Consider the following 22,661-nt stretch of genomic DNA (forward strand, 5'->3'; position numbering starts at 1 on the left):
CGGAGGAGGGAGTCAACGCGGAGCGTTGGCGACCGACGACAACGCGGCGAGGCGCGGTGCCAGAGCCGGCGAGCCCGGCATGATCCAAACGAAAGACCCTAGGTCGGGTCACCCCCGGGTCAGCGAGAGCAGGTCGCGCGCCGGGCCCGTCGGGCGGTGGCCGGTGGGCCAGACCGCGCGGAGGTCGCGGCGCAGGAGGACACCCTCGACCGGGATGGCGACCAGGCGGCGGGAGGCCAGTTCCTCCGCGACCGCGAGTTCGCTCAGGACCGCCGGACCCGCACCGCTGACCGCCGCCGCCTTCACGGCCGTGGTGGACGCCAGTTCCAGGAGCGGCTGGGCGAGGCCGCCGTGGGCGGAGAGGGCGGAGTCGAGGACCTGGCGGGTGCCCGAGCCGCGTTCGCGCAGGATCAGCGGGGTCGCCGCCAGCTCGCCGGGCTCCAGCGGCCTGCGCCGACGGGCCCACGGGTGGGACGGGGAGGCGACCACGGCGAGCCGGTCGTGGGCGACCACCGCGCCGTCGAGCCCCTCCGGCACCGCGAGCCCCTCCACGAACCCGAGGTCCGCCTCGCCCGCCAGGAGCCGCTCCGCGACCGCCGCCGAGTTCCCGGCCAGCAGCGACACGGCTGTGTCGGGCCGCCCCGCGCGCAGGGCGATCAGCCACCCCGGCAGCAGGTACTCCGCGATCGTCATCGAGGCGGCGACCCGCAGCCGCGAGTCGCGGCGCCCCCGCAGCGCCTGCGCACCCACGTCGAACGCCTCCGCCGCCTCCACGATCCGGCGGGCCCAGTCCGTCACCAGCGCGCCCGCGTCCGTGAGCCGGGAACCGCGCGGTGAGCGGTCCACCAGGGCCACCCCGAGCTGCCGCTCCATGGAACGGATCCGGCTGCTCGCCGCGGGCTGGGTGATCCCGACCTCCCGGGCGGCCCGCCCCAGGCTTCCGTGGCGGGCGACGGCGAGGAGCAGTTCGAGCGCCCCGAGGTCCGGGACCCGGTGGGACAGGGGGGACGTTCCACTGCTCTCACTGCTCATAAAGTCAGCTTATGGCGTCATAGCATCGAGATCCCTGGTCGGGACCGCGCGCCGGTACGACGGTGGATCCATGGCAACCCTCGCACCTTCCCGTCCGGCCCCCCTCGCCACCACCCCCGGCGAGCGGGCGGCCGCGGTCCGCCACCTCGGCCCCCACTGGTACGCCTGCGTGATGGGCACCGCCGTCGTCGCCACCGCGGGAGCGACCCTCCCCGTACCCGTCCCGGGACTCCGCACCGCCTGCACGGCCGTCTGGGCGCTCTCCTTCGCCCTGCTCCTGGCACTGCTCACGGCCCGCGCCCTGCACTGGGCGCACCATCGCGACCGGGCCCGGGAGCACCTGATGGACCCGGCCGTGGCCCCGTTCTACGGCTGTCTGTCGATGGCCCTGCTCGCGGTCGGCGGCGGCACGGTACTCGTCGGCAAGGACTGGATCGGGCTTCCCGCGGCCGTCGCCGTCGACGCCGTCCTGTTCACCGCCGGCACGGTCATCGGCCTGGCGGCCGCGGTGGCGATCCCCTACCTCATGGTGGTGCGCCACCGGATCGAGGGCGCCTCACCGGTGTGGCTGCTGCCCGTCGTCGCGCCGATGGTCTCCGCCGCGCTCGGCCCGCTGCTCGTGCCGCATCTGCGCGCCGGGCAGGCCCAGCAGACGCTGCTGATCGCCTGCTACGCCATGTTCGGCATCAGCCTGCTCGCGACCCTCGTGATGCTGCCCCTGATCTTCGGCCGCCTGGTGGTCGGCGGTCCGGTGCCGCTCGCGCTCACCCCGACCCTCTTCCTGGTCCTCGGCCCCCTGGGCCAGTCGACCACCGCCGCGAGCAAGTTCGCCGACGCCGCCCCGGGCGTGCTGCCCGCTCCGTACGCGCAAGGATTCGCCGCGTTCGCCGTCCTGTACGGCGTCCCCGTCACCGGCTTCGCGCTGCTGTGGCTGGCCCTCGCCGGCGCGCTGGTGCTGCGGGCGCGGCGCCAGGGCATGGGCTTCGCGATGACCTGGTGGGCGTTCACCTTCCCGGTCGGCACATGCGTGACGGGCGCGGAGGGGCTCGCGCTGCACACCGGGCTCGATGTCTTCCGCTGGCTCGCGGTGGCGCTGTACGCGTTCCTGGTCGCGGCCTGGCTGGTGGCCGGCTGCCACACCGTACGGGGGCTGCTCAGCGGCGCGCTGCTCGCAGGGCCCGGCCCAGTACGGCCGGCGCCTCGCCCAGTGACGGCCCGTACCAGGTGAGGTGGCGCCCGCTGACGAGCGCGGCGGGCGTTCCGGGGAAGGCTTCGGGCCCATCGTCGGGTGTGAAGCGGTAGGGCTCGTCGGGCAGGACGACGAGGTCGGCTCCAGCCGCCCGGAGTTCGTCGAGCGGGACGCGCGGATAGCGCTCGGCGTGATCGGCGTACAGGTGGTCGACGCCGAGCCGGGCGAGCAGGTCGCCGGCGAAGGTGTCGCGGCCGAGGACCATCCAGGGGCGGCGCCAGACCGGCACGACGGCGGTCCGCGGCGGTGCGGCCGGCTCCACTGCGGCCCACGCCCGCTCCGCCTCATCCAGCCAGCGGGGCCGCGCGCTCGCACCGCAGGCCCGCAGCACCCGGTCGAGCTCGCTGAACGCCTGATCGAGCGTGCGGACCTCGGTCACCAGCACGTCCAGGCCGGCGGCGCGCAGGGCGGCCAGGTCGGGAGCCCGGTTCTCCTCCTCGTTGGCGATCACGAGGTCGGGGCGCAGGGCGATGATCGCGGGGACGTCGGGGTTCTTGGTGCCCCCGATCCGTACGGCGTCGAGAGCGGCCGGGTGCGTGCACCAGTCGGTGGCGCCGACGACCGCGCCGGGGGCGGTCACGGCGACGGCTTCCGTCAGCGAGGGGACCAGCGAGACGACACGGGCCACCGGGCTCATACGTCGCTGGCCTCGATGTGCTCGGCGACGGCGACGACGAGGAGGCGGGTGCCGGGCTCGGTGCAGCGCCACCGGTGCCGTACCCCGCCGGAGAGGTGGAGCGTGTCGCCGCGTACGAGACGGTAGGCGCGCCCCTCGGCCTCGACCTCGGCGGAGCCTTCGGCGACGTAGAGCAACTCGTCGTTGCGGTGCAGGAATTCACGTCCGGCGTCCTGCTCGCCGGTGAACTCCAGGGCGTGCAGCTGGTGCCGGCCCCGCACCAGCGGGCGTACCCCGGCGGGCATGTCGTCCGGTGCCTCGCCGGCCCGGACGACCTGGACCGTACGGGCGGACTCGGCGGCGGCGAGCAGTTCGCCGGCCGTGGTGTCCAGGGCCTCGGCGACGAGCTGGAGGGAACGCGTGCTGGGACGGGCCCGCTCGTTCTCGATCTGGCTGAGGAAGGGGACGGACAGCCCGCTGCGGGAGGCGACGACGGCGAGGGTGAGCTGAAGCGCTCTGCGCCGCCTCTTGACGGCCACGCCCACGCGCGGTGATTCCTTGTCGTCCATGCCGGCTCCCTCCCTCGTGCCCTCGAGCCGTGACGCGTGTGCCGTGTGCCGCGTACTGGTCGGTTACCTGCACCTTACGCAGCTTTGGGGCGAGGTTTCGCGTCGTGGCGAAAAAGGAGTGGCCGCCGAACACGCTCGGCGACCACCCCTTTTCGGACAGGAGTCAGAATTCCCTCGGCGGGGACCTTTACTGCGGGGTCAGCTTCTCGGCGAGGCCGGGGTTCTTCTCCAGCCAGGCGCGGACCGCCTCCTGCTCCTTGCCCTTGCCGGTCTCCTGGATGACGGCTTCGAGATCGGTGAGCTGCTTCTCGGTCACCTGGAAGTCCTTCAGCCAGGCGCCGATCTCGGGGTTGTCGGCGGTGAAGCCCTTGCGGGCGAGGGTGTGGACGCCGTCGCCCTTGCCCCAGCTGCCCTTCGGGTCCTTGAGCTTCTTCAGGTCGTAGGTGGCGTACGCCCAGTGCGGCGACCAGAGCGTGACGACGACCGGTTCCTTCTTGTCGTACGCGCGCTTCAGCTCGGAGAGCATGCCGGGCGTGGAGCCGTCGAGGACCTTGTACTCGCCCTTCAGGCCGTAGTCGTTCAGGACCTTGTCCTTGAGGATGCCCATCATCCCGGCGCTCGGCTCGATGCCGACGATCCGGCCCTTGAACTGTCCGGCCTTGCCCTTGAGGTCGTCGAGGGAGTCGACGTCCTTCATGTACGACGGTACGGACAGCTCCAGGGAGGTGGGTCCGTACCAGGAGCCCAGGTCCTCCAGCTTGTTCCGGTACTTCTCCCAGTACTGGGCGTGGGTGACGGGCAGCCAGGCGTCGGTCTGGAAGTCGATCTGGCCGCCGGCCAGTCCGGTGTAGAGCGCGCCGGCCTCCAGCTGCTTGGTGTCGACCTCGTAGCCGCGCCGTTCCAGGAGTTCCTTCCAGAGGAAGGTGGAGGCGATCCCCTCGTCCCAGGGGATGTATCCGAGGCTGATCTTCTTGCCGTGACCGGTGTTCTTGCCGTCGGAAGCGGCGGTGCCGGCCTGCTGGCCGGCACCGAGGAAGCCCATGCCGCCCGCGACGAGCGCGAGGACGACGACGCCGACGAGGGCGGTGACGGGCTGCGGGCGGTGGCCCCAGACCCTGGCCCCGGCGCGGGCCGAGACCGCGGCGCGCGCCTTGGCGAGCGCCCGGCGGCCGAGCGGCGAGACCTGGCGGCCCAGCGCGCCGGTGATCCGGTCCAGGTACATGGCGAGGATGACGATGGAGATGCCCGCCTCGAAGCCGAGCCCGATGTCGACGTTGCCGATGGCGCGGTAGACCGCGCCGCCGAGCCCGCCGCCGCCGACCATGCCGGCGATGACGACCATCGACAGACCCAGCATGATCACCTGGTTGATGCCGGCCATGATCGTGGGCAGGGCGAGCGGCAGCTGCACGCGCAGCAGGGTGGCGCGCGGGGTCGTGCCGAACGCCTCGGCGGCCTCCACGAGTTCGCCGTCGACCTGGCGGATGCCGAGTTCGGTCATGCGGACGCCCGGAGGCAGGGCGAAGACGATGGTGGCGATGATGCCGGGGACCACGCCGACGCCGAAGAAGATGATGCCGGGGATGAGGTACACCATCGCCGGCATGGTCTGCATGAAGTCCAGGACGGGGCGCAGTACGGCGCTGACGGTCTTGGAGCGGGCCGCCCAGATGCCGAGCGGGACGGCGATCACCAGCGTGACGAGGGTGGCGACGAGAACCAGGGAGAGGGTCGACATGGCGTCGTCCCACAACTCGATGGAGTCCACGAGCGCGAAGCCGGCGAAGGCGAGCAGACCGGCGGTCAGACCGCGCAGCCACCAGGCGACGACGGCGAGGATGCCGGCGAAGAGCAGCGGCTCGGGCGCGGAGAGGACCGCGTCGATCCCGTCGTAGAGACCGGTGACGCCGGTGCTGATGGCGTCGAAGAGCCAGGAGAGCTGGACCTGGAGCCAGTCGACGCCGCTGTCGACCCAGTTGCCGAGGGGGAGCCTAGGCATGGGCGGCCACCTCCTCGGTGCCGGTGGTGCAGGCAAGGGGCGGGCGCTGCTCGTCCCCGATGAAGCCGATCAGCCGGGACTGCGGTACGACTCCGAGGACCGCGCCGCCGGTGTCCTTGACGGCCACCGGGTGCGGGACGCGGGCGCTGACCGCGCACAGGTCGGCGACGAGGGTGTCGGGGCCGACGGTCTCGCAGTCGCAGGCGTCGGGCGCGGGGTGCTCGGGGGTGGTCATCACGGCGGCGGCCGTGAGGACGCGGGAGCGGTCGACGTCCTGGATGAAGGAGGTGACGTAGTCGTTGGCGGGGCGGATCAGGATGTCCTCGGCGGTGCCGAGCTGGACGATCCGGCCGTCGCGCATCACCGCGATCCGGTCGCCGAGGCGCATCGCCTCGTTGAGGTCGTGGGTGATGAAGACGATGGTCTTCTTGAGCCGCTTCTGCAGTTCGAGGAGCTGGTCCTGCATGTCGCGGCGGATCAGGGGGTCGAGGGCGCTGAACGACTCGTCCATGAGGAGCAGGTCGGCGTCGGTGGCGAGTGCGCGGGCCAGGCCGACCCGCTGCTGCATGCCGCCGGAGAGCTCGTCCGGCCAGGACTTCTCCCAGCCGGCGAGACCGCACAGCTCGAGGGCCTCGGCGGCGCGTGCGTGGCGCTCGGCGCGCGGGACGCCCTGGACCTCCAGGCCGTAGGCGGCGTTCTCCAGCACGCTGCGGTGCGGGAAGAGCGCGAAGTGCTGGAAGACCATGCTGATCTTGGTGGACCGTACGGTGCGCAGATCGCGGGGGCTCAGCGCGGTGAGGTCCTTGCCGTCGAAGAGGACGCGGCCCGCGGTGGGCTCCAGCAGTCCGTTGAGCATGCGCAGGAGTGTGGACTTCCCGGACCCGGAGAGCCCCATCACGACGAAGATCTGGCCGGGCTCGACGGTGAAGGACGCGTCGATGACCGCCGCCGTCGTGCCGTCGGCGCGGAGCTCGTCGCGGTCCGCCCCGTCGGCGAGCTTCCTGACGGATTCCTCGGGTCGTCTGCCGAACACTTTGTACAGGTGGTCGGCCTGGAGCCTGGACACATACACCTCACGCATCGAAACGAAAAAACGGCCCGCCACCCCCGCAGCCGGGCCGTGGAGCGGGGCGGTCTCGGCCCGCGTCTCCCTGCGCACGGTGATTCGTTCGTTGAATCCCGTACCGGTCCGCTCCGGGCGCGCTCCTGCCCGGGGGGCCGGGGCGCAAACCGAAAGGTGACGGGGGTCACGGGGCCATGGGAGGGGGCGGGGGGCGGGTTGTCGATCGAGGTGGGGCGTGGCTCCGCATGTGCTGTCGGGCTGGGCGGGCGTGACTCTGCCTGTGTTGTCGGGCTGGGGGCGCGGGCCGTCGGTCGTCGGTCGGGGGGGTTGTCGGTCGGGTGCGGCATGATCGGGGTGTGACGCCACGCCTGATGCTTCTCGACACCGCCTCCCTCTACTTCCGTGCCTACTTCGGCGTGCCGGACTCGGTCCGGGCCCCCGACGGCACCCCGGTCAACGCCGTGCGCGGGCTGCTCGACTTCGTCGCCCGGCTCGTGCAGGACCACCGCCCCGACGAGCTGGTGGCCTGCTGGGACGCCGACTGGCGGCCGCAGTGGCGGGTGGACCTGATCCCGTCGTACAAGGCGCACCGGGTGGCGGTGGTGACGGAGACGGGTCCGGACGAGGAGGAGATCCCGGACACGCTCTCGCCGCAGGTGCCGGTGATCGAGGACGTCCTGGACGCCCTGGGCATCGCCCGGGTCGGCGCCGCCGGCTACGAGGCGGACGACGTCATCGGGACGCTGGCGGGGCGGGCGAAGGGCCCGGTGGACATCGTCACGGGCGACCGCGACCTCTTCCAACTCGTCGACGACGAGCGCGGTGTGCGGGTGCTGTATCCGCGCAAGGGCGTGGGCGACTGCGATCTGGTCGACGGGGAGCTGATCCGTACGAAGTACGGGGTGCGGCCCGACCAGTACGCGGACTTCGCGGCGCTGCGGGGTGACGCGAGCGACGGGCTGCCCGGGGTGAAAGGCATCGGGGAGAAGACGGCCGCCCAGTTGATCACCGAGTACGGCGATCTGGCGGGCGTGCGCGCGGCCGCCGTCGACCGTACGTCCAAGCTGACACCGGCGAAGCGGCGCGGGATCGTGGAAGCGGCGGCCTATCTCGACGTGGCCCCGACCGTCGTCCGGGTGGCCGGCGACGTACCGCTGCCGGGCTTCGACCCGGCCCTGCCGAGCGGGCCGCGCGACCCGGCGGCGCTGCGGGCACTGGTGGCTCGGTGGGGACTGGGCGGGGCGGTGGGCCGACTGCTGGCGGTGCTGGAGCGCTGACGGCTGCCGCCGACTTCTGTCCCACGGGGGCGACGGGATGCTAGCTTAGGTAAACCTAAGTTGACCAAGCCAGGGAGACGGTCGTGGCAGAGCAGCCGGCGCGCAAGGGACCCAAGGCTCACGAGGCACAGGTGGTGCGCACGGAGCGGATCACTCCGCACATGGTGCGGGTGGTGCTGGGCGGGAACGGACTCGACGCGTTCGAGGTGGGTGACTACACCGACCACTACGTGAAGCTGCTCTTCGGCGCCGAGGGCGTGAGCTACCCGGAGCCGTTCGACATGGAGCGGATCCGCGAGGAGTTCCCGCGCGACCAGTGGCCCACCACCCGGACGTACACGGTACGGAACTGGGACCCGGTCCACCGCGAGCTGACCATCGACTTCGTCGTCCACGGCGACGAGGGCCTGGCGGGCCCGTGGGCGGCTCGGGCCCAGGCTGGCGAAACGATCCACTTCCTGGGGCCGGGAGGTGGTTACGCGCCGGATCCGGCCGCCGACTGGCACCTCCTGGTGGGCGACGAGAGCGCGCTGCCGGCGATCGCGGTGGCGCTGGAGCGGCTCCCGGAGGGCACGGCCGTGCACGCGTTCCTGGAGATCGCGGACGCGGCGGAGGAGCAGAAGCTGGCGACGGCGGCGGGCGTGGAGGTCACCTGGCTCCACCGGGGCGACCGGGCGACGGGCGAGGCCCTGCTGGAGGCGGTGCGCGGGCTCGAATTCCCGGCGGGCGACGTCCAGGCCTTCGTCCACGGCGAGGCGGGCTTCGTGAAGGAACTCCGCCGCCACCTGCGCCTGGAACGGGGCATCCCGCGCGAGCGGCTCTCGATCTCGGGCTACTGGCGCCTGGGCAAGACGGACGAGGCCTGGCGCGCGATCAAGCGCGAATGGAACGACCAGGTGGAGCGGGAACAGGAGTCGTAGGCACCTTCGCACCGCCGGGGCCTGCGTCCGCAGGGCCCGCGCCTCCGGTCCGACCATCTGGCGAGCCCGGGCCGCACGGTCGCGGGGCATCGACAGGGCCCGGGCCGTGAGGCCCGGCCCTCCGGATGTTCGGTCCGAGGGCCGCACCCCGGTCGGGCGGAGGCCCAGGACGAGCCCGGCGCGTCTCGGTCGGCGGGGATCCGGCCCTGGGGATCCGCAGCCACGGGGCCCCGCACCCTGATCCGGGCGGCGGTGGCCCAGCCGCCCCGGGAGCCGGTCGACGACCCGACCCCCTCCCCCGCCCCACCCGTCGTCACACCTCTTCGCCGAAGACCCGGTCCGACGCGTCCACGTGCGCCAGCCTCCGTAGCGCCGCGAACATCGCGTCCCCCAGCATCGTCCCCACCACCACGCTCTCCACCAGTTCCTCCCGCCGCACATTCCGCGCCACGTACTCCAGGTCCGTCCGCGCCACCCGTTCCGCCGCATCCGCGTACGCGTCGAGCACCTCCGCGAACCCGCCGTGGCCGACGTCCTCCAGTGCCGCCAGCGCCACCGCCAGCGCCTCCCCCGCCGGGCTGTCCGGACGTGTCCGCCAGCCGCGCCGCTCGACCAGCTCGGCAACCGCCTTCCGGGCCGCCACGACGCCTTCGCCCGGCTCCTCGGTGTAGCGCGGCACCACCCGGTCCGCCACCGCCCCGAGCACCTTGTGCACGGGCCGCTCCCTGTCGTCGATCGCCTCGACGACCTCGCGGATCCCCGCGACGGAGAGCCCGCCCACGTCGAGGAGCGCCCGGATCAGCCGCAGCCGCCGCTCGTGCGTCTCGTCGTACGTCGCCTGGTTGGGGCTGGTCAACCGGCCGGCCGGCAGCAGCCCCTCCCGTACGTAGTACTTGATCGTCGCCACCGACACTCCGGTCCTGCGGCTCAACTCTCCGATACGCACAGCGGCGTTCACCTTTCACCTTCGCTCCGGCCTTGCGGCCCCGCCCCTCCATCATAGATAGTGGCGCTATCAGATAGCGGCGAGCGCCACTATCCATACTTCACCCCGGGGGCCTCCATGTCCTTATCGATTCCGCGGATCCGCGAACTCCACCGACCACTGGTCTGGTTCTCCGCCGCGATGGTCCTGACCGCCCTGGTCTCGGCCGGCGGCCTGCTCCTCGACGACCGTGTCCTCGTCGGAGCGCCCATCTGGTACAAGCCGTTCAAGTTCGCGGTGTCCTTCGTCGCGTACTGCATGACGCTGGCCTGGATGATCTCCCTCCTCCCCCGCGCCCGCCGGGCTGCGTGGTGGGCGGGCACCGTGGTCGCCGTGGCGAGCGCCGCGGAGATGGTGCTCATCGTCGGGCAGGTGATCCGCGGCAGGCAGAGCCACTTCAACAACGAGACCGCCTTCGACGCGGCCGTCTTCCAGGCGATGGGCATCACCATCGCCTTCCTCTGGCTCGCCGCCCTGATGATCGCGATACTGCTGCTGCGGGCCCGGATCCTGGACCGCGCCACCGCCTGGTCCGTACGCCTCAGCTCCCTGATCGCCCTCGCGGGGGCGGCCGTCGGCTTCCTGATGGTCCGGCCCACCCCCGAGCAGCTCGCGTCGGGCGACGACGCCGGGATCGTCGGCGCCCACAGCGTCGGCGTCCCGGACGGCGGTCCGTCGATGGCGGTGACCGGCTGGTCCTCGACCGGCGGCGATCTGCGTGTCGCCCACTTCTTCGGCATGCACGCCCTTCAGGCGATCCCCCTGCTCCTGCTCGTTCTGGTGGCGCTCGCCCCGCGGTTCGCCCGCCTTCGTGACGAACGGGTGCGCCTGCGGCTGACGCTCGCGGCCTCGGGTACGTACGCGGCGGTGTTCGTCCTCCTCACCTGGCAGGCGTTGCGGGGGCAGGCCCTCCTCGACCCCGATGCCACCACGCTCGCCGTGGCGGGCACCCTCGCCCTCCTGGCGGCGGTGGCCACGGGAGCGGCCTTGCGCACCCCGTCACGTACCGCACCTTCCCTCGCCGACCAGGAGTTCGCGGCATGACCGGCTTCCTCTTCGAGTTGTCCTTCCTCCTCGCCGCCCCCGTCTGGTTGCTGATGATCTTCGCGCCGGGGTGGCGGGGCACCGAGCGGATCGCGGCCTCGCCGCTGACCGTCGCACCGATCCTGGCGGTCTATCTGGCGATGGCGATCCCGGTCTTCCCGGAGCTGTGGACCGCGGTCAGCAGTCCGGACATCGACACCTTCAGGGATCTGACGGCGCTGGCGAACGGGGCCGGGGCGATCTGGGCGCAGGTCATCGCCTGGGACCTGCTGCTCGGCCAATGGATGTACCGGGAGGCGCGCCGCCTCCGCCTCTCACCGCTGTTGACGGGCCCCCTGTTGGTGCTGACGATTCTGCTTTCACCGATCGGGCTCCTCCTGTTCCTCGCGCTGCGCGCCATGAGAAAGCCATCTCCCGCGACACCGCGGGGAGTTCAGCCCGCACCGGACACGGTGGTGTGACCGACCCCCGAGGGGCCGAGGCGGACGCGGCCGGCCACCCGCCCCGACCCCGCCCGTTCCGCGTCGCAGGGGGCGTGAGGTCCCGCTCTAGTCGGCCAGGACGCGCGGAGTCTGGAAGCGTTCCGCGTGCTCGGCCGCCCACTGCGCGAACGTCCGCGCCGGGCGGCCGGTCACCTTTTCGACGGTGTCGACGACGGTCATGGAGTCATCGCGGGCGGCGGCGTACCAGCCGATGACGTAGTCGGCGTCCTCCCGGGACACACCGGTGGCCATCAGCCTCTCGACGGCTTGTTCGTGCGTGATCGGCGAGAAGGCGATGTCCCGACGGATCGCCCGGGACAGGATCGCGATGCGTTCGCTCGGAGTCAGCGCTTCGGGCCCGGTGAGGTTGTAGGCACGCCCCGCATGGCCGTCGTCGAGCAGCGCCACGGCCGCCACCGCCGCTATGTCCGCCTCGTGGACGAGGGCGCTGGGGAAGTCGTACGGCTCGCGCACGACCCCCTCGGCGCGTATCGATTCGCTCCAGGCCAACGTGTTGGACATGAACTCCTGCGGCTCCAGGCGCGTCCATTCCACACCCGAGCCCGCCACGGCCTGCTCGACCGGCCCCACGCCACCGCCCCACAGGACAGTGATGCGCCGTACACCCGCATCGACCGCCCGCCGCACCAACGCGGGTCCGGCCTCGGCGAGCCCCGCCGTCACCGTGATGTGCAAGCGGCTGACGCCGTCGAGGGCGGCGCCCAACGTCTCCGGTGCGGTGTGCGTGCCACCCACCACCTCCACCCCCGCGGGGAACCTCCCCGCGGCCGCACCCGGATTCCGCGTCAGCGCCCGAACACGCTCTCCTCGGCGGACCAGTTCCGCCACCACGTGCCGCCCGGTGTTCCCGGTGGCACCCGTCACCAATGTCGTCACAGTCGACTCCCTTTCGTCATCGACGACCGTAGAAACTCAACCGCACTTGAGGTCAAGGCATCGCTCGGCCGACCCACCCACCGCTCCGATCGACCAGCCCCCAATGGCGTGGCCCGGGCCCCGCTCCGAGCGGCCGGCGTGGCTAGCGTGCGTCCCTCGTCGGCTGGGGCGGGCGGGTCCTGACCGTGGCGTGGAGTTCGCGGTCCGGCTGGAGGGTCAGGCTGGGTACGGGGCGTATGTCGCCCGGGTCGACCGTGAGGGTGAAGCGGCGGGCCAGGACGGCGAGGACGAGGACGGCTTCGACCATCGCGAACCGGGTGCCGAGGCAGACGCGGGGCCCGCCCCCGAAGGGGAACCAGGCGTACTCCGGTATCTCCTCGGGCGGTTCGTCCTCGGTGGCGCTGTCGGCCGTGTGCCAGCGCTCGGGACGGAACTCGTCCGGGTCCGTGAACCAGCGGCCGTCGCGGTGGGTGGCCCACTGGCTGGTCCATACCCGTGTGCCAGGGGGTATTGGTGTCCCCCCGAGGCTGGCGCCCTCCTTGGCGATGCCGGTGATGAGCCAGACGGTGGGGTAGAGCCGCAGGGTCTCCTTCACGACAGCCTGGGTGTAGGTCAGTCGGGCGTAGTCGTCGAAGCCCGGCTCCTGGTCGCCGAGGACTCGGTCGAGCTCTTCGGCGAGTGCGTCGCGGACCCGTGGATGGCGCGAGAGGAGGTACCACGCCCAGACGAGGGTGGAGCTGGTGGTCTCGTGCCCGCCGATGTAGAGGGTCACGGTCTCGTCGCGGATCTCCCGGTCGGTGAGGTGGGCGCCGGTCTCGTCCCGGGCGGCGAGGAGGCGGCTGAGGAGGTCGGGCCGTTCGCTGTCGCCCTCGCGGTGGCGGGCGACGACCCGGGCGACTTCGGCGTCGATGACGGCGGTGGCGCGTGTGACGCGGGCGCGGCCGGGGGTGGGCACCCAGTCCGGGAGGAGGGCCCCGATGCCGCTGAACTCGGCGCCTATCTCCTTCTGTGCGACATCCATGGCGCGACCGATGGCTTCGGCGTTGGCGGCGGTGTCGGCGCCGAAAATGGTGCGGACGGCGATGAGTTGGGTGAGGGCGGCCATCTCCCTCTTGATGTCGACGCGCTGCCCGTCGGTCCAGCGGTCGGCGAGGGCGACGGCGCATTCGGCCATGGTGGCGGCGTAGGAGCGCACTTGTCGGGGCCGGACGGAGGGCTGGACCAGGGAGCGCTTGCGGCGCCAGTCGGAGCCCTTGGCGACGACCACGCCGTTGCCGAGGAGGGTGCGGAAGGCGATGCCGAGGTCGGGCTGGTCGAAGGTCCGCTCGACCTCGGTGAGCAGTTCCCCGATGGTGTCGGGGTGGGCGATGAAGAGGGCGGGACTGCGGCCGAATCGCCAGCTCACCAGGTCCCCGCGGGCGCGGAGGCGCTCGAAGAAGGCCAGGGGGTCCTTGCCGAATTCCGGCAGGTTTCCCAGGAGCGGCATGCCTCGTGGTCCCGGCACGATCTTCTGTCCGGCCGCTGTGCTCTCGACGGTGGTCGGACGGGCTTGCGTGGTCATGCGCGTTCCCCCCAGCGGTGTGGCCCGGTGTGTGACTCCATGGAATCCGAGAGCTCCGACGCTCCGCCACCCCTGTGGACAACCGCCTGTGGACAAGGAAGGCGAAGGGCCCGTGGTGTCGACCACGGGCCCCTGTCTGCGCTGGTGTCACATGCTCCGTCAGCCGACGGAGCTGTAGGCGACGACGCCTCTCAGTAGCGCGTCCACGGCCTTGCGCGCGTTCTTGGCGACCGTGCTGTTCTCCTTGGGCGCCGCCGCGGCGATCTGGCCGAGGACGTCGATGACCTGCTTGCACCAGCGGACGAAGTCGCCGGCGGGCATCTCGGCCTCGCGCAGGACTTCGTCGAGCCCCCTGTCGGAGGCCCACTGGTGGGCGGCCCAGGCGAACCCGAGGTCGGGTTCGCGCTGTCCGACGCCCTCCGCCTGGTTGATCTTGAACTCTTCTTCCAGGGCGTCGAGCCGTCCCCAGATCCGCACCATCTCGCCGAGTGCGGCCTTGGCCTTTCCGGTGGGCAGCTTCGGCGGTACGGCGTCGTCGGCCTGCCGCGCTTCGTACACCAACGCCGAGACGCAGGCGGCGAGTTCGGCCGGGTTGAGCCCTTCCCAGACGCCTTCGCGGAGGCATTCGCTGGCGAGCAGGTCGAGTTCGCCGTAGAGCCGGGCGAGCCGCTTGCCGTTGTCGGTGACGTCGTCGTCGCGGAGGTAGTCCAGTTCGGTGAGGAGGGCGACAATCCGGTCGAAGGTGCGCGCGATGGTGTTCGTGCGGCCTTCGATGCGCCGTTCCAGCTGGCGGGTGTCGCGCTGGAGGCGGTGGTAGCGCTCGGCCCAACGGGCGTGGTCCTCGCGCTCGTCGCAGCCGTGGCAGGGGTGGGCGCGGAGCTCGCTGCGGAGACGGGCGATCTCGCGGTCGTCGGTGGCGGCGGAGCGCTGCTTGCGCTGCCGATCGGGGTTGATGTGCCCCGCCTTGGTGCGCAGGGCGGAGGCGAGGTCGCGACGGGACTGAGGAGAGCGCGGGTTGAAGGACTTGGGGATCCTCATGCGTTCCAGCGCTTCCACCGGAATCGGGAAGTCGATCGACGCGAGCCGCTTCACCTGTCGTTCGGCGGTGAGGACGAGGGGACGGGGCCCGTCGTGGTGCTCGAAGCCTCGGTGGCCGTTGGTCCGTCCCGCCGGGATGCCGGGGTCCAGGACCAGCGCGAGTCCGGCGAACTTGCCGGTGGGTACGTGGATGACGTCGCCCGGCTTGAGCCGCTCCAGAGAGGCGGCGGCCTGGGCCCGGCGCTGCGCGGCGCCCTGCTTGGCCAGTTCCGTCTCGCGGTCCTTCAGTTCACGGCGCAGCCGGGCGTACTCCTCGAAGTCTCCGAGGTGGCAGGTCATGCCTTCGCGGTAGCCCGTCAGGCCTTCTTCGTTCTTCTGGACCTGGCGGGAGATCCCGACGACGGACCGGTCGGCCTGGAACTGCGCGAAGGACGTCTCGAGCAGTTCGCGGGAGCGGTGCCGTCCGAACTGGTCGACGAGGTTGACGGCCATGTTGTAGGACGGCTTGAAGCTGGAGCGGAGCGGGTACGTGCGGGTGCCGGCGAGTCCGGCGAGGTGGCCGGGGTCGAGACCGCGCTGCCACAGGACGACGGCGTGGCCCTCGATGTCGATGCCTCGGCGGCCCGCACGACCGGTGAGCTGGGTGTACTCGCCGGGGGTGATGTCGGCGTGTTGTTCGCCGTTCCACTTGACGAGCTTCTCCAGGACCACGGAGCGGGCGGGCATGTTGATGCCGAGGGCGAGGGTCTCGGTGGCGAAGACGGCCTTGACGAGGCCGCGGACGAAGAGCTCTTCGACGACTTCCTTGAAGGTCGGGAGCATGCCGGCGTGGTGCGCGGCGATGCCGCGTTCCAGGGCTTCCAGCCATTCGTAGTAGCCGAGGACGTTGAGGTCTTCGGTGGGGATGGAGGCGGTGCGCTCCTCGACGATCTCGCGGACGCGTCCGCGGGCGTCGTCGTCGTTGAGCCGCAGTCCGGCGTAGAGGCACTGCTGGACGGCGGCTTCGCAGCCGGCGCGGCTGAAGATGAAGGTGATGGCGGGCAGGAGCCCCTCGGCGTCGAGCCGATCGATGACCTCGGGCCGTCCGGGCGTCCAGATGCGGGAGCGCTGGCGGCGCTCGCGCTCACGGTCGGCCTCGCGGATCATCTTGCCGCGGCGCCGGTCGCGCGGGTTGTACGTGCGGGAGTTCTCGGTGTGGGCGAGGCGGAGCAGATCGGGGTTGACCTCGCGGCGGGAGGCGCCGCGGCCGCCGTGGTCGGTCTCCTCCTCGAAGAGGTCGTACATCCGGCGGCCGGCGAGGACGTGCTGCCAGAGCGGGACGGGGCGGCTCTCGGAGACGATGACCTCGGTGTCGCCGCGGACGGTGTCGAGCCAGTCGCCGAATTCCTCGGCGTTGGAGACGGTCGCGGAGAGTGAGACGAGCGTCACCGACTCCGGGAGGTGGATGATCACCTCTTCCCAGACGGCGCCGCGGAAGCGGTCGGAGAGGTAGTGCACCTCGTCCATGACGACATAGCCGAGGCCGGAGAGGGCCTGGGACCCCGCGTAGAGCATGTTGCGGAGGACTTCGGTGGTCATGACGATGATCGGGGCGTCGCCGTTGACACTGTTGTCGCCGGTGAGGAGGCCGACCTTCCCGGGGCCGTACCGCTTGACGAGGTCGGCGTACTTCTGGTTCGACAGCGCCTTGATGGGTGTCGTGTAGAAGCATTTACGCCCTTGCAGGAGGGCGAGGTGGACGGCGAACTCGCCGACGATGGTCTTGCCCGAGCCCGTGGGCGCCGCGACGAGCACGCCTTTGCCCGCTTCGAGGGCCTGGCAGGCCTCGATCTGGAAGGGATCCAGATCGAACTCGTACAGCTCGCGGAAAGGGGCCAGCGCGGTGGCCTGCTCGGCATTGCGGGTCCGGGCAGCTTCGTACGCTTCGGCTGGTGTGAGGTCCTCTGTCATCTTGTTGTCGAGCCTACCCGCCACGTCTGACAGTGACCCGATCTTTAATGACGGGCTGTTCTCGGCGGGCGGGCGACGGCGCGAGGACACGCGGCGCCGCGGGTACGCCACGCTTGGTGGGGGCGGGGGCCCGACGGTCAGGTGATGTCGTCGTAACCGCTCTGCCGAAGCGCGCGGGCGCCGTCCGGTGCGCCGGTGGCCTGCTCCGGCAGGGCGGGCATGGCGCCGACCGGTTCGACGGCTCCGACGGCCTCGGGGGTGAGATCGATGCTGGAGGCTTCGTCGTCGTCGAGTGCGGTGTCGGGGTTGTTGCGGCTGCGGCGCCGGTCGTTCAGGAGCGAGAAGCCGACGGCGGCGAAGTAGAGGACGGTGATCGGCCCGGCGAGGGCGATCATGCCGACGGGGTCGGTGGTGGGGGTGATGATGGCGCCGAAGACGAAGACGCCCATGATCACGCCGCGCCACCAGCCGGCCATGCGGCGCCCGGTGAGGACGCCGGTGAGGTTCAGCATCACCAGGACGAGGGGGAGCTCGAAGGCGAGGCCGAAGACGAGCACCATCCGCAGGGTGAAGTCGAGGACGTCACCGAGGGAGAGGATGTTCGCGGAGCCGCCGGGCGTGAGGCTGATGAGCACCTTCACGCTGATGGGGAGGATGAGGTACGCGAGGTAGGCGCCGGCCGAGAACAGCGGGACCGCGGCGCCGACGAAGGCGTAGGTGTACTTCTTCTCGTTCTTGTGCAGGCCGGGCGCGATGAAGGCCCACAGCTGGTAGAGCCAGATCGGGCTCGCGACGACGAGGCCGGTCACGAGGCTGACCTGGATCGTCGTGCTGAAGGGGGCGATCAGTGTGTTGAAGGAGACGATCGCGCAGTTACCACCGTCGCTCGTGACGTCGGGTCCGCACTTGGGCACGGACTTCGTCAGGAACTGCATCAGCTCCTCGCTGTACACGAGGGCCACGACGGTGACCGCGGCGACGGCCAGCAGGCCTTTCGCCATGCGGTTGCGAAGTTCACGCAGGTGCTCCACGAGGGGCATGCGGCCCTCGGGATCCTTCTCCTGCTTGCGGGCAGACTTGAGCAACCCACGTCCTCATCTCGTGCGGCAGCCGCCGCTCGATGCGGCGGCGGCGGACCGGTCAGCGCTTGGTGGTGTCCGACGGCTCGGTCACGGGACGCGAGCTGCTGACGTCGCCGGGCGCGGCCTGGATGGTGCGCGGTACGGCCTGGTCCGGGGTGCCGGGGTGGGGCGGGTCGGCGGGGGCGCTCTTCTGGTCGTCGGCCTTCATCGCCTTGGCCTCGCTCTTGAGGATGCGGGCCGACTTGCCGAGCGAGCGGGCCATGTCCGGGAGCTTCTTGGCGCCGAACAGCAGGATGATGACGACGAGGATGAGGATGATCTCGGTGGGGCCGAGCCTACCCATAGCTGTTTACCTTCTTCACCGAGGCGACATGGTGTGCGGTGCCCGGCGGGTCGGACATGCGTCCGGCCACCGCGCTGTCTGCGATCGTAACCCGCAGGAGTAAACGCGGGGCAATGCCTGTGCATACTCACGATTGCGGTCCGCACTCCGGTGCGAGGGTCGCTCGACGCAGCGTACGGCACGGGATCAGCGCAGCGCCTCGCCGGTGGCGGCCAGGTCGGCGGCGGCCTTTTCGAGGTCTTCGGCGGCGCGGTTGATGCGCTCCGCGGTGCCGGCGACCTGGCGGCCGAGCCGCTGCGCCTCCAGGAAGACCTTGATGCCGAGGACGCCGAGGACGGCGATCCCCAGGAATCCGAGTGCGATGGCGAGCATGGGCCAGAACATGGGGTGAGCCTACGGGTTGTGGGGGTGCCGGTGGGTGCGGGACGGGCGCCGGGCCCGGCCGGTCAGACGGTGGAGTGCAGGCGCAGGGTGCGTACGCCGCCGCCGGTGAGGAGTTCGATGATCCGCTCGCCGGCGGGCTTGCGGACGGTGCTGCCGCACTCGGGGCAGGTGAAGGAGTAGAAGGTGGTGCGGCGGCTGGCCCCGATCGCGAGGCGCAGGGCGCTCGCGGAGAGTTCGCAGTGGGAGCGGCAGTCGGGGCAGGCGGCCTTGAAGAGGACCGGTGCGATCGACGCAGTCATTCCGTGCATCACGGACGTTTCCCTCATCTCTCTCGACTCCCGCGCTCACGCGCGTCCGTCGGCTCACAGAAGCAACAGCGTCGACTGCGCGGGGAATGTCACATTCCCCTTACCTCCATCCGCTCCCCCGCTCGGCGGGGGCGGGATCACTTCGGCGACGGTCACTCCACGCCGTCGTAGGCCGCCAGTGCGGCGGTCGCGGCCTCCCGCGCGCTGTCGGCGAGCTCGGGCGGGGAGACGATCCGCCCGTCGCTGCCCAGCCGCAGCGCGAGACGGCGCAGCGAGGCGGGAACGGGCGTCCGCAGCGTGATCCGCAGCCCTCCGTCGGCGAGCTCCTCGGCCCGGTCGTGCGGGTAGTACTCGGCCACCCACCGGCCGCCGGGACCGACCTCGACGACGACCTCGGGATCGTCCGCGGACGGCTGGACCAGCCCCTCGGAGAGGTCACGCAGCTCGATCTCCGGCGGGGCCGCGTGCTCGTCGAGGATCCGGATCTCGGCGACCCGGTCGAGCCGGAACGTGCGGCGCGCCTCGGAGAGCCGGCACCAGGCCTCCATGTAGGTGTGGCCCACGGCGAACAGCCGGATCGGGTCGACCTCCCGCTCGGTCAGCTCGTCCCGCGCGGGTGAGTAGTAGCGCACCCAGAGCCGCCGGCGCTCGGAGATCGCCCGGTCCACCTCCGCGAAGACCCCGCCCTCGGACTCGAAGGTCACCGAGAGCCGGGAGCTGGCACCGGCGGCCTCCCCGGCCGCGGCCTCCAGCTTGGCGGTGGCCCGCAGCAGCGCCTCGCGGTCGCTCTCGCGCAGTCCCGGCAGGGTGGCGACGGCGCGCGCGGCGACCAGCAGGGCGGTCGCCTCGTCGGCCGCGAGCCGCAGCGGCTCCGCGACATCGTCCGGGTTGTGCCACCAGATCCGGTCGCCGTCGGTGTCGATGTCGAGCAGATCGCCGCCTCGGAAGCTCGTGCCGCACATGGGCAGCACATCGAGGTCGGAGATCAGCTCGTCCTCGCTGATCCCGAAGGCGCGAGCCACGTCGGCGACATGGGCGCCGGGGCGTTCCCGCAGGTAGGTGACGAGGGAGAGCATCCGCCTCGTCTGGTCGATCGCGTTCGCGGCCATGCCGTACGCCTCCCCTTCAGCCCTTGGCCACGGCGCGCAGCCGGTCCACCACATCGGCCCGCAGGTCCGCGGGTTCCAGTACGACGACATCGGGGCCGAACTCGACGAGCCAGGCGTCGAGGCCGTGCCCGTACGGGATCTCCAGCTCGTCCCAGCCGTCCGCCCCTTCCCGTACGGACTGGGCGCGCGCCCGCAACGGGTAGCCGCAGCCGGCGCGCAGCCGGATCCGGGCGGAACGGGTGGCGGTCTCGCCCGCCCAGCTCTCGACGGTCTCCCGGACGGTGACGACGTCGGGCACGGGCGCGGTGAAGGCGCCGGCCCGAGAGCGCACCTTGCCGGTGATACGGGAGAGACGGAAGACGCGCTCGGCGCCGCGGTCGCGGTCCCAGCCGGCCAGATACCAGTGTCCGCGCCAGCACTCCAGCGTCCACGGTTCGACCTGGCGGGTCTCGGGGCGGGCGGCGGTGGCCTTGCGGTACTCGAAGACGACGGGCCGCCGGTCGCGGCAGGCCAGCATCAGCGGCTCGAAGGCGGCCTCGTGGACCGGGATGCGCGGTTCGAGAGCGCTGTGCTGGATCTCGTACGAGTCCTCCGCCTCGGGCATGCCGGCCGCGCGGAGCTTCTGGAGGGCGCCGCTGGCGGCCCCGGCGAGGCGGGCCTGCTGCCAGACCTTGGCGGCGAGGCCGAGCGCGGCGGCCTCCTCGGCGTCGAGGGTGATCGGCGGGAGACGGTTGGAGTCACGGCGCGCGAGGTAGCCGGTCTCGCCCTCGAGGTTCTCGACGGTCTCGATCACCAGACCGAGTTCGCGCAGATCATCCTTGTCACGCTCGAACATCCGGTTGAAGGCGTCGTCCCCGCCCGCGTCGAGGTAGGCCTCGATGGAGCCGCGGAGCTCACGCTTGCTCAGCGGGCGGCGGGTTCCGAGCAGGCACAGCGCCAGATTCATCAGCCGCTCGGCCTTGGCAATCGCCATCGACGCCCTGCACCTCTTCTGCCGGATTGACTTCTCAGACGTCCGACCGTACCGCCCCGGGGTGTCGCGGCAAAAGGCGAGGGCCCATGCCGGACGGCATGGGCCCTCGTGGTGATCATTTGCCGGTCAGAAACCGGTCACTTCGGGTCCGATCAGACCGCGACCAGGTCGCAGACGAAGATCAGGGTCTCGCCCGGGGCGATCTTGCCGCCGGCGCCGCGGTCGCCGTAGGCGAGGTGGGCGGGGATGACCAGCTGGCGGCGGCCGCCGACCTTCATGCCCTCCACGCCCTGGTCCCAGCCGGGGATGACCTGGCCGGCACCGAGCTTGAACTGGAGCGGGGTGCCACGGTTCCACGAGGAGTCGAACTCCTCGCCGGTGGAGAAGGAGACGCCCACGTAGTGGACGGAGACGGTGGCGCCGGCCTTGGCCTCCGGGCCGTCACCCTCCCAGATGTCCTTGATCTCCAGGTCCTTCGGCGGCTCGCCGCCCGGGAAGTCGACCTCAGGCTTCTCGATGCTCACTGCAGTGTGCTCCTTGTAGCGTTGCGTACAACTGGGACAGTCTCACAGATGGGCGGTCAGACCGTGCCCAGGATGTCGACCGAGAAGACCAGCGTGTTCTTCGCCAGCTCGCTGGACGGGTTGGCGCCGTAGCCGAGGGACGGCGGGATCACCAGCAGTACGCGGTCGCCGACGTTCTTGCCGACCAGGCCCTTGTCCCAGCCCTCCACGACCGAGCCGGAGCCGATCTGGAAGGCGGTGGCGCCGCCGTGGTCCCAGGAGGAGTCGAACTTCTTGCCGTCCTCCCACTTCACGCCGGTGTACTGGGCGATCAGGCCCTGACCCGCCTGGACCTTGGGCCCGGTGCCCTTGATGAGCACCTGCTCCTTCAGCGTGGTGGGGGCCTTCTCACCCTTCGGGACCGTGATCGTGGCGGCCGCCTGCGACGGGGCCTTCACCTCGGGCATCCCGGCCGCGCTCGCCGCCTGCTGCCCCTTGGCCTCGGCCTTCGGGTCCACGGAGGCCGCCGCGACCACGTCGATGACCCAGACCAGGGAGTCCTCCGCGGTGAGCCCGGACTGGGGGTTCAGGGTCTGCCCGATCAGGTCGCCCGCGGTGCCCTGCACGAGGACGCGGCTGCCGGCCTTGCGGTCCACGACGGCGTTCAGGATCTTCTCGGGCAGCTGCTGGCTCGGCTGGCCGACTCGCTCCACGGCCTGGCGGCGCGGTCCCTTGGCGCCGGGGGTCTGCTGGGTCCAGGTGCCTCCGAGCTTCTCGGCGCCCTTCCACTTCTCGACGGTCCAGTCCAGCCGGACGAAGTCGCCCTTCTTGACGGTCGCCCCGTCACCTTCCGAGACGGTCTCGATCACCGTCTTGTCGGCGGGCTCCGCGTCCTTCGGGATGGAGATCTCGGGCGCGGACCCGAACTTCCCCGTGACCTTGGCCACGTCGGCCTTCTGCGCGTCCGAGTCGGATCCGCAGGCGGCGGTGAACAGCAGGGCGGGTACCGCCACCAGGGCGGCGATACGGCTCTTCGTGTTGTAGTTCATCAGTCCAACTGGGAGTCGAGGCCATGGCAATGGGCCCCACTCTACGGTGCGCGACAAGGCCCGTACGGGTTCCACGGCACCCGAACGGAGGAGTGCGCGCGGTGACGGAAGTGGCCGGCGCTCCGCGAGGTGTCTCGCCAAGGCCGCCGTGGACCTGGAGGGCATCGTCGGCACGATGCTCACCGACCTCACCGCGACCGGCGAGGACGTCAAGAACATCTACAAGGT

23 protein-coding genes are annotated in these 22,661 nt (G+C 71.4%); 6 read left to right on the forward strand and 17 right to left on the reverse strand.

Annotated elements, in window-relative coordinates; translation table 11 throughout:
* Positions 1-108: 108 nt before the first annotated feature.
* Positions 109-1,032 carry a LysR family transcriptional regulator gene (locus ACWDX6_RS29640; RefSeq protein WP_451487957.1) on the reverse strand — a complete coding sequence of 308 codons (924 nt, stop codon included), beginning with the start codon at positions 1,030-1,032 and terminating at the stop codon, positions 109-111.
* 70 nt (positions 1,033-1,102) lie between these two features.
* On the opposite strand from ACWDX6_RS29640, the gene ACWDX6_RS29645 reads away from it, so the two are divergent.
* A complete protein-coding gene (locus ACWDX6_RS29645) occupies positions 1,103-2,260 on the forward strand; it encodes a TDT family transporter (protein ID WP_451487958.1) in 1,158 nt (385 codons plus the stop codon).
* On the opposite strand, the gene ACWDX6_RS29650 is transcribed toward ACWDX6_RS29645, so the two are convergent.
* From ACWDX6_RS29650 to ACWDX6_RS29665, 4 genes are all read right to left on the reverse strand, one after another.
* A complete protein-coding gene (locus ACWDX6_RS29650; RefSeq protein WP_451487959.1) occupies positions 2,187-2,918 on the reverse strand; it encodes a helical backbone metal receptor in 732 nt (243 codons plus the stop codon). The two genes, ACWDX6_RS29645 and ACWDX6_RS29650, sit on opposite strands and share 74 nt — an antisense overlap.
* Complete coding sequence (locus ACWDX6_RS29655) at positions 2,915-3,466, reverse strand: helix-turn-helix domain-containing protein (protein ID WP_451487960.1); 552 nt, start codon at positions 3,464-3,466, stop codon at positions 2,915-2,917. Before ACWDX6_RS29655 ends, ACWDX6_RS29650 begins: the two co-directional genes overlap by 4 nt.
* Before the next feature lie 187 nt (positions 3,467-3,653).
* Positions 3,654-5,465, reverse strand: coding sequence for an ABC transporter permease/substrate binding protein (locus ACWDX6_RS29660; RefSeq protein ID WP_451487961.1), 1,812 nt, complete (start codon positions 5,463-5,465; stop codon positions 3,654-3,656).
* A complete protein-coding gene (locus ACWDX6_RS29665; protein ID WP_451487962.1) occupies positions 5,458-6,546 on the reverse strand; it encodes a quaternary amine ABC transporter ATP-binding protein in 1,089 nt (362 codons plus the stop codon). Before ACWDX6_RS29665 ends, ACWDX6_RS29660 begins: the two co-directional genes overlap by 8 nt.
* Positions 6,547-6,899: 353 nt before the next feature.
* Between ACWDX6_RS29665 and ACWDX6_RS29670 the strand changes: the two genes are divergently transcribed.
* On the forward strand, positions 6,900-7,805 hold the full coding sequence (locus ACWDX6_RS29670) for a 5'-3' exonuclease (protein WP_451487977.1): 906 nt from the start codon (positions 6,900-6,902) through the stop codon (positions 7,803-7,805).
* Positions 7,806-7,888: 83 nt separating this feature from the next.
* Positions 7,889-8,725 carry a siderophore-interacting protein gene (locus ACWDX6_RS29675; RefSeq protein WP_451487963.1) on the forward strand — a complete coding sequence of 279 codons (837 nt, stop codon included), beginning with the start codon at positions 7,889-7,891 and terminating at the stop codon, positions 8,723-8,725.
* A gap of 313 nt (positions 8,726-9,038) precedes the next feature.
* On the opposite strand, the gene ACWDX6_RS29680 is transcribed toward ACWDX6_RS29675, so the two are convergent.
* Positions 9,039-9,671 (reverse strand): MerR family transcriptional regulator, encoded by a 633-nt coding sequence (locus tag ACWDX6_RS29680; RefSeq protein WP_451487964.1) that lies wholly within the window; start codon positions 9,669-9,671, stop codon positions 9,039-9,041.
* Between the two features lie 117 nt (positions 9,672-9,788).
* Between ACWDX6_RS29680 and ACWDX6_RS29685 the strand changes: the two genes are divergently transcribed.
* Both ACWDX6_RS29685 and ACWDX6_RS29690 read left to right on the forward strand, forming a co-directional pair.
* Positions 9,789-10,754 (forward strand): hypothetical protein, encoded by a 966-nt coding sequence (locus tag ACWDX6_RS29685; RefSeq protein ID WP_451487965.1) that lies wholly within the window; start codon positions 9,789-9,791, stop codon positions 10,752-10,754.
* Entirely contained in the window at positions 10,751-11,215 is a 465-nt protein-coding gene (locus ACWDX6_RS29690) for an ABA4-like family protein (protein ID WP_451487966.1), read from the forward strand. The genes ACWDX6_RS29685 and ACWDX6_RS29690 overlap by 4 nt, the downstream gene beginning before the upstream one ends.
* An 87-nt stretch (positions 11,216-11,302) precedes the next feature.
* Here ACWDX6_RS29690 and ACWDX6_RS29695 read toward each other — a convergent pair whose 3' ends face one another.
* From ACWDX6_RS29695 to ACWDX6_RS29745, 11 genes are all read right to left on the reverse strand, one after another.
* On the reverse strand, positions 11,303-12,133 hold the full coding sequence (locus tag ACWDX6_RS29695) for an NmrA family NAD(P)-binding protein (RefSeq protein WP_451487967.1): 831 nt from the start codon (positions 12,131-12,133) through the stop codon (positions 11,303-11,305).
* Positions 12,134-12,275: 142 nt separating this feature from the next.
* Complete coding sequence (locus tag ACWDX6_RS29700; protein WP_451487968.1) at positions 12,276-13,694, reverse strand: cytochrome P450; 1,419 nt, start codon at positions 13,692-13,694, stop codon at positions 12,276-12,278.
* Between the two features lie 159 nt (positions 13,695-13,853).
* Complete coding sequence (locus tag ACWDX6_RS29705) at positions 13,854-16,682, reverse strand: DEAD/DEAH box helicase (protein ID WP_451487969.1); 2,829 nt, start codon at positions 16,680-16,682, stop codon at positions 13,854-13,856.
* 137 nt (positions 16,683-16,819) lie between these two features.
* The gene (tatC, locus tag ACWDX6_RS29710) at positions 16,820-17,722 is read right to left on the reverse strand and encodes a twin-arginine translocase subunit TatC (RefSeq protein ID WP_451487978.1); all 903 of its coding nucleotides are present in this window, start codon (positions 17,720-17,722) and stop codon (positions 16,820-16,822) included.
* Between the two features lie 100 nt (positions 17,723-17,822).
* The gene (gene tatA, locus ACWDX6_RS29715; RefSeq protein ID WP_451487970.1) at positions 17,823-18,107 is read right to left on the reverse strand and encodes a Sec-independent protein translocase subunit TatA; all 285 of its coding nucleotides are present in this window, start codon (positions 18,105-18,107) and stop codon (positions 17,823-17,825) included.
* Positions 18,108-18,293: 186 nt separating this feature from the next.
* A complete protein-coding gene (locus ACWDX6_RS29720) occupies positions 18,294-18,491 on the reverse strand; it encodes a hypothetical protein (RefSeq protein ID WP_451487971.1) in 198 nt (65 codons plus the stop codon).
* Positions 18,492-18,553: 62 nt separating this feature from the next.
* Positions 18,554-18,817, reverse strand: a complete 264-nt coding sequence (locus ACWDX6_RS29725) for a hypothetical protein (protein WP_451487972.1) — start codon at positions 18,815-18,817, stop codon at positions 18,554-18,556.
* A gap of 134 nt (positions 18,818-18,951) precedes the next feature.
* Positions 18,952-19,908: a helix-turn-helix transcriptional regulator gene (locus ACWDX6_RS29730; RefSeq protein WP_451487973.1), complete on the reverse strand. Its 957-nt coding sequence runs from the start codon at positions 19,906-19,908 to the stop codon at positions 18,952-18,954.
* A gap of 16 nt (positions 19,909-19,924) precedes the next feature.
* Positions 19,925-20,881, reverse strand: coding sequence for a helix-turn-helix transcriptional regulator (locus ACWDX6_RS29735; protein WP_451487974.1), 957 nt, complete (start codon positions 20,879-20,881; stop codon positions 19,925-19,927).
* Between the two features lie 152 nt (positions 20,882-21,033).
* Entirely contained in the window at positions 21,034-21,405 is a 372-nt protein-coding gene (locus tag ACWDX6_RS29740) for an FKBP-type peptidyl-prolyl cis-trans isomerase (protein ID WP_451487975.1), read from the reverse strand.
* 56 nt (positions 21,406-21,461) lie between these two features.
* Entirely contained in the window at positions 21,462-22,433 is a 972-nt protein-coding gene (locus ACWDX6_RS29745; RefSeq protein ID WP_451487976.1) for an FKBP-type peptidyl-prolyl cis-trans isomerase, read from the reverse strand.
* A 46-nt stretch (positions 22,434-22,479) separates the two neighbouring features.
* Here ACWDX6_RS29745 and ACWDX6_RS29750 point away from each other — a divergent pair.
* On the forward strand, positions 22,480-22,661 hold a 182-nt coding region (locus ACWDX6_RS29750; protein WP_451487979.1), incomplete at its 3' end, for a hypothetical protein.

It is taken from the genome of Streptomyces sp. NPDC003027 (assembly GCF_053591435.1).

Bases quoted from the DNA above. Each gene is read 5' to 3' on its own strand.
- ACWDX6_RS29640 (WP_451487957.1), bottom strand. From the start codon at position 1,032: ATGAGCAGTGAGAGCAGTGGAACGTCCCCCCTGTCCCACCGGGTCCCG.
- ACWDX6_RS29645 (WP_451487958.1), top strand. From the start codon at position 1,103: ATGGCAACCCTCGCACCTTCCCGTCCGGCCCCCCTCGCCACCACCCCC.
- ACWDX6_RS29650 (WP_451487959.1), bottom strand. From the start codon at position 2,918: ATGAGCCCGGTGGCCCGTGTCGTCTCGCTGGTCCCCTCGCTGACGGAA.
- ACWDX6_RS29655 (WP_451487960.1), bottom strand. From the start codon at position 3,466: ATGGACGACAAGGAATCACCGCGCGTGGGCGTGGCCGTCAAGAGGCGG.
- ACWDX6_RS29660 (WP_451487961.1), bottom strand. From the start codon at position 5,465: ATGCCTAGGCTCCCCCTCGGCAACTGGGTCGACAGCGGCGTCGACTGG.
- ACWDX6_RS29665 (WP_451487962.1), bottom strand. From the start codon at position 6,546: ATGCGTGAGGTGTATGTGTCCAGGCTCCAGGCCGACCACCTGTACAAA.
- ACWDX6_RS29670 (WP_451487977.1), top strand. From the start codon at position 6,900: ATGCTTCTCGACACCGCCTCCCTCTACTTCCGTGCCTACTTCGGCGTG.
- ACWDX6_RS29685 (WP_451487965.1), top strand. From the start codon at position 9,789: ATGTCCTTATCGATTCCGCGGATCCGCGAACTCCACCGACCACTGGTC.
- ACWDX6_RS29690 (WP_451487966.1), top strand. From the start codon at position 10,751: ATGACCGGCTTCCTCTTCGAGTTGTCCTTCCTCCTCGCCGCCCCCGTC.
- ACWDX6_RS29700 (WP_451487968.1), bottom strand. From the start codon at position 13,694: ATGACCACGCAAGCCCGTCCGACCACCGTCGAGAGCACAGCGGCCGGA.
- ACWDX6_RS29705 (WP_451487969.1), bottom strand. From the start codon at position 16,682: ATGACAGAGGACCTCACACCAGCCGAAGCGTACGAAGCTGCCCGGACC.
- tatC (WP_451487978.1), bottom strand. From the start codon at position 17,722: ATGCCCCTCGTGGAGCACCTGCGTGAACTTCGCAACCGCATGGCGAAA.
- tatA (WP_451487970.1), bottom strand. From the start codon at position 18,107: ATGGGTAGGCTCGGCCCCACCGAGATCATCCTCATCCTCGTCGTCATC.
- ACWDX6_RS29720 (WP_451487971.1), bottom strand. From the start codon at position 18,491: ATGTTCTGGCCCATGCTCGCCATCGCACTCGGATTCCTGGGGATCGCC.
- ACWDX6_RS29725 (WP_451487972.1), bottom strand. From the start codon at position 18,817: ATGAGGGAAACGTCCGTGATGCACGGAATGACTGCGTCGATCGCACCG.
- ACWDX6_RS29730 (WP_451487973.1), bottom strand. From the start codon at position 19,908: ATGGCCGCGAACGCGATCGACCAGACGAGGCGGATGCTCTCCCTCGTC.
- ACWDX6_RS29735 (WP_451487974.1), bottom strand. From the start codon at position 20,881: ATGGCGATTGCCAAGGCCGAGCGGCTGATGAATCTGGCGCTGTGCCTG.
- ACWDX6_RS29745 (WP_451487976.1), bottom strand. From the start codon at position 22,433: ATGAACTACAACACGAAGAGCCGTATCGCCGCCCTGGTGGCGGTACCC.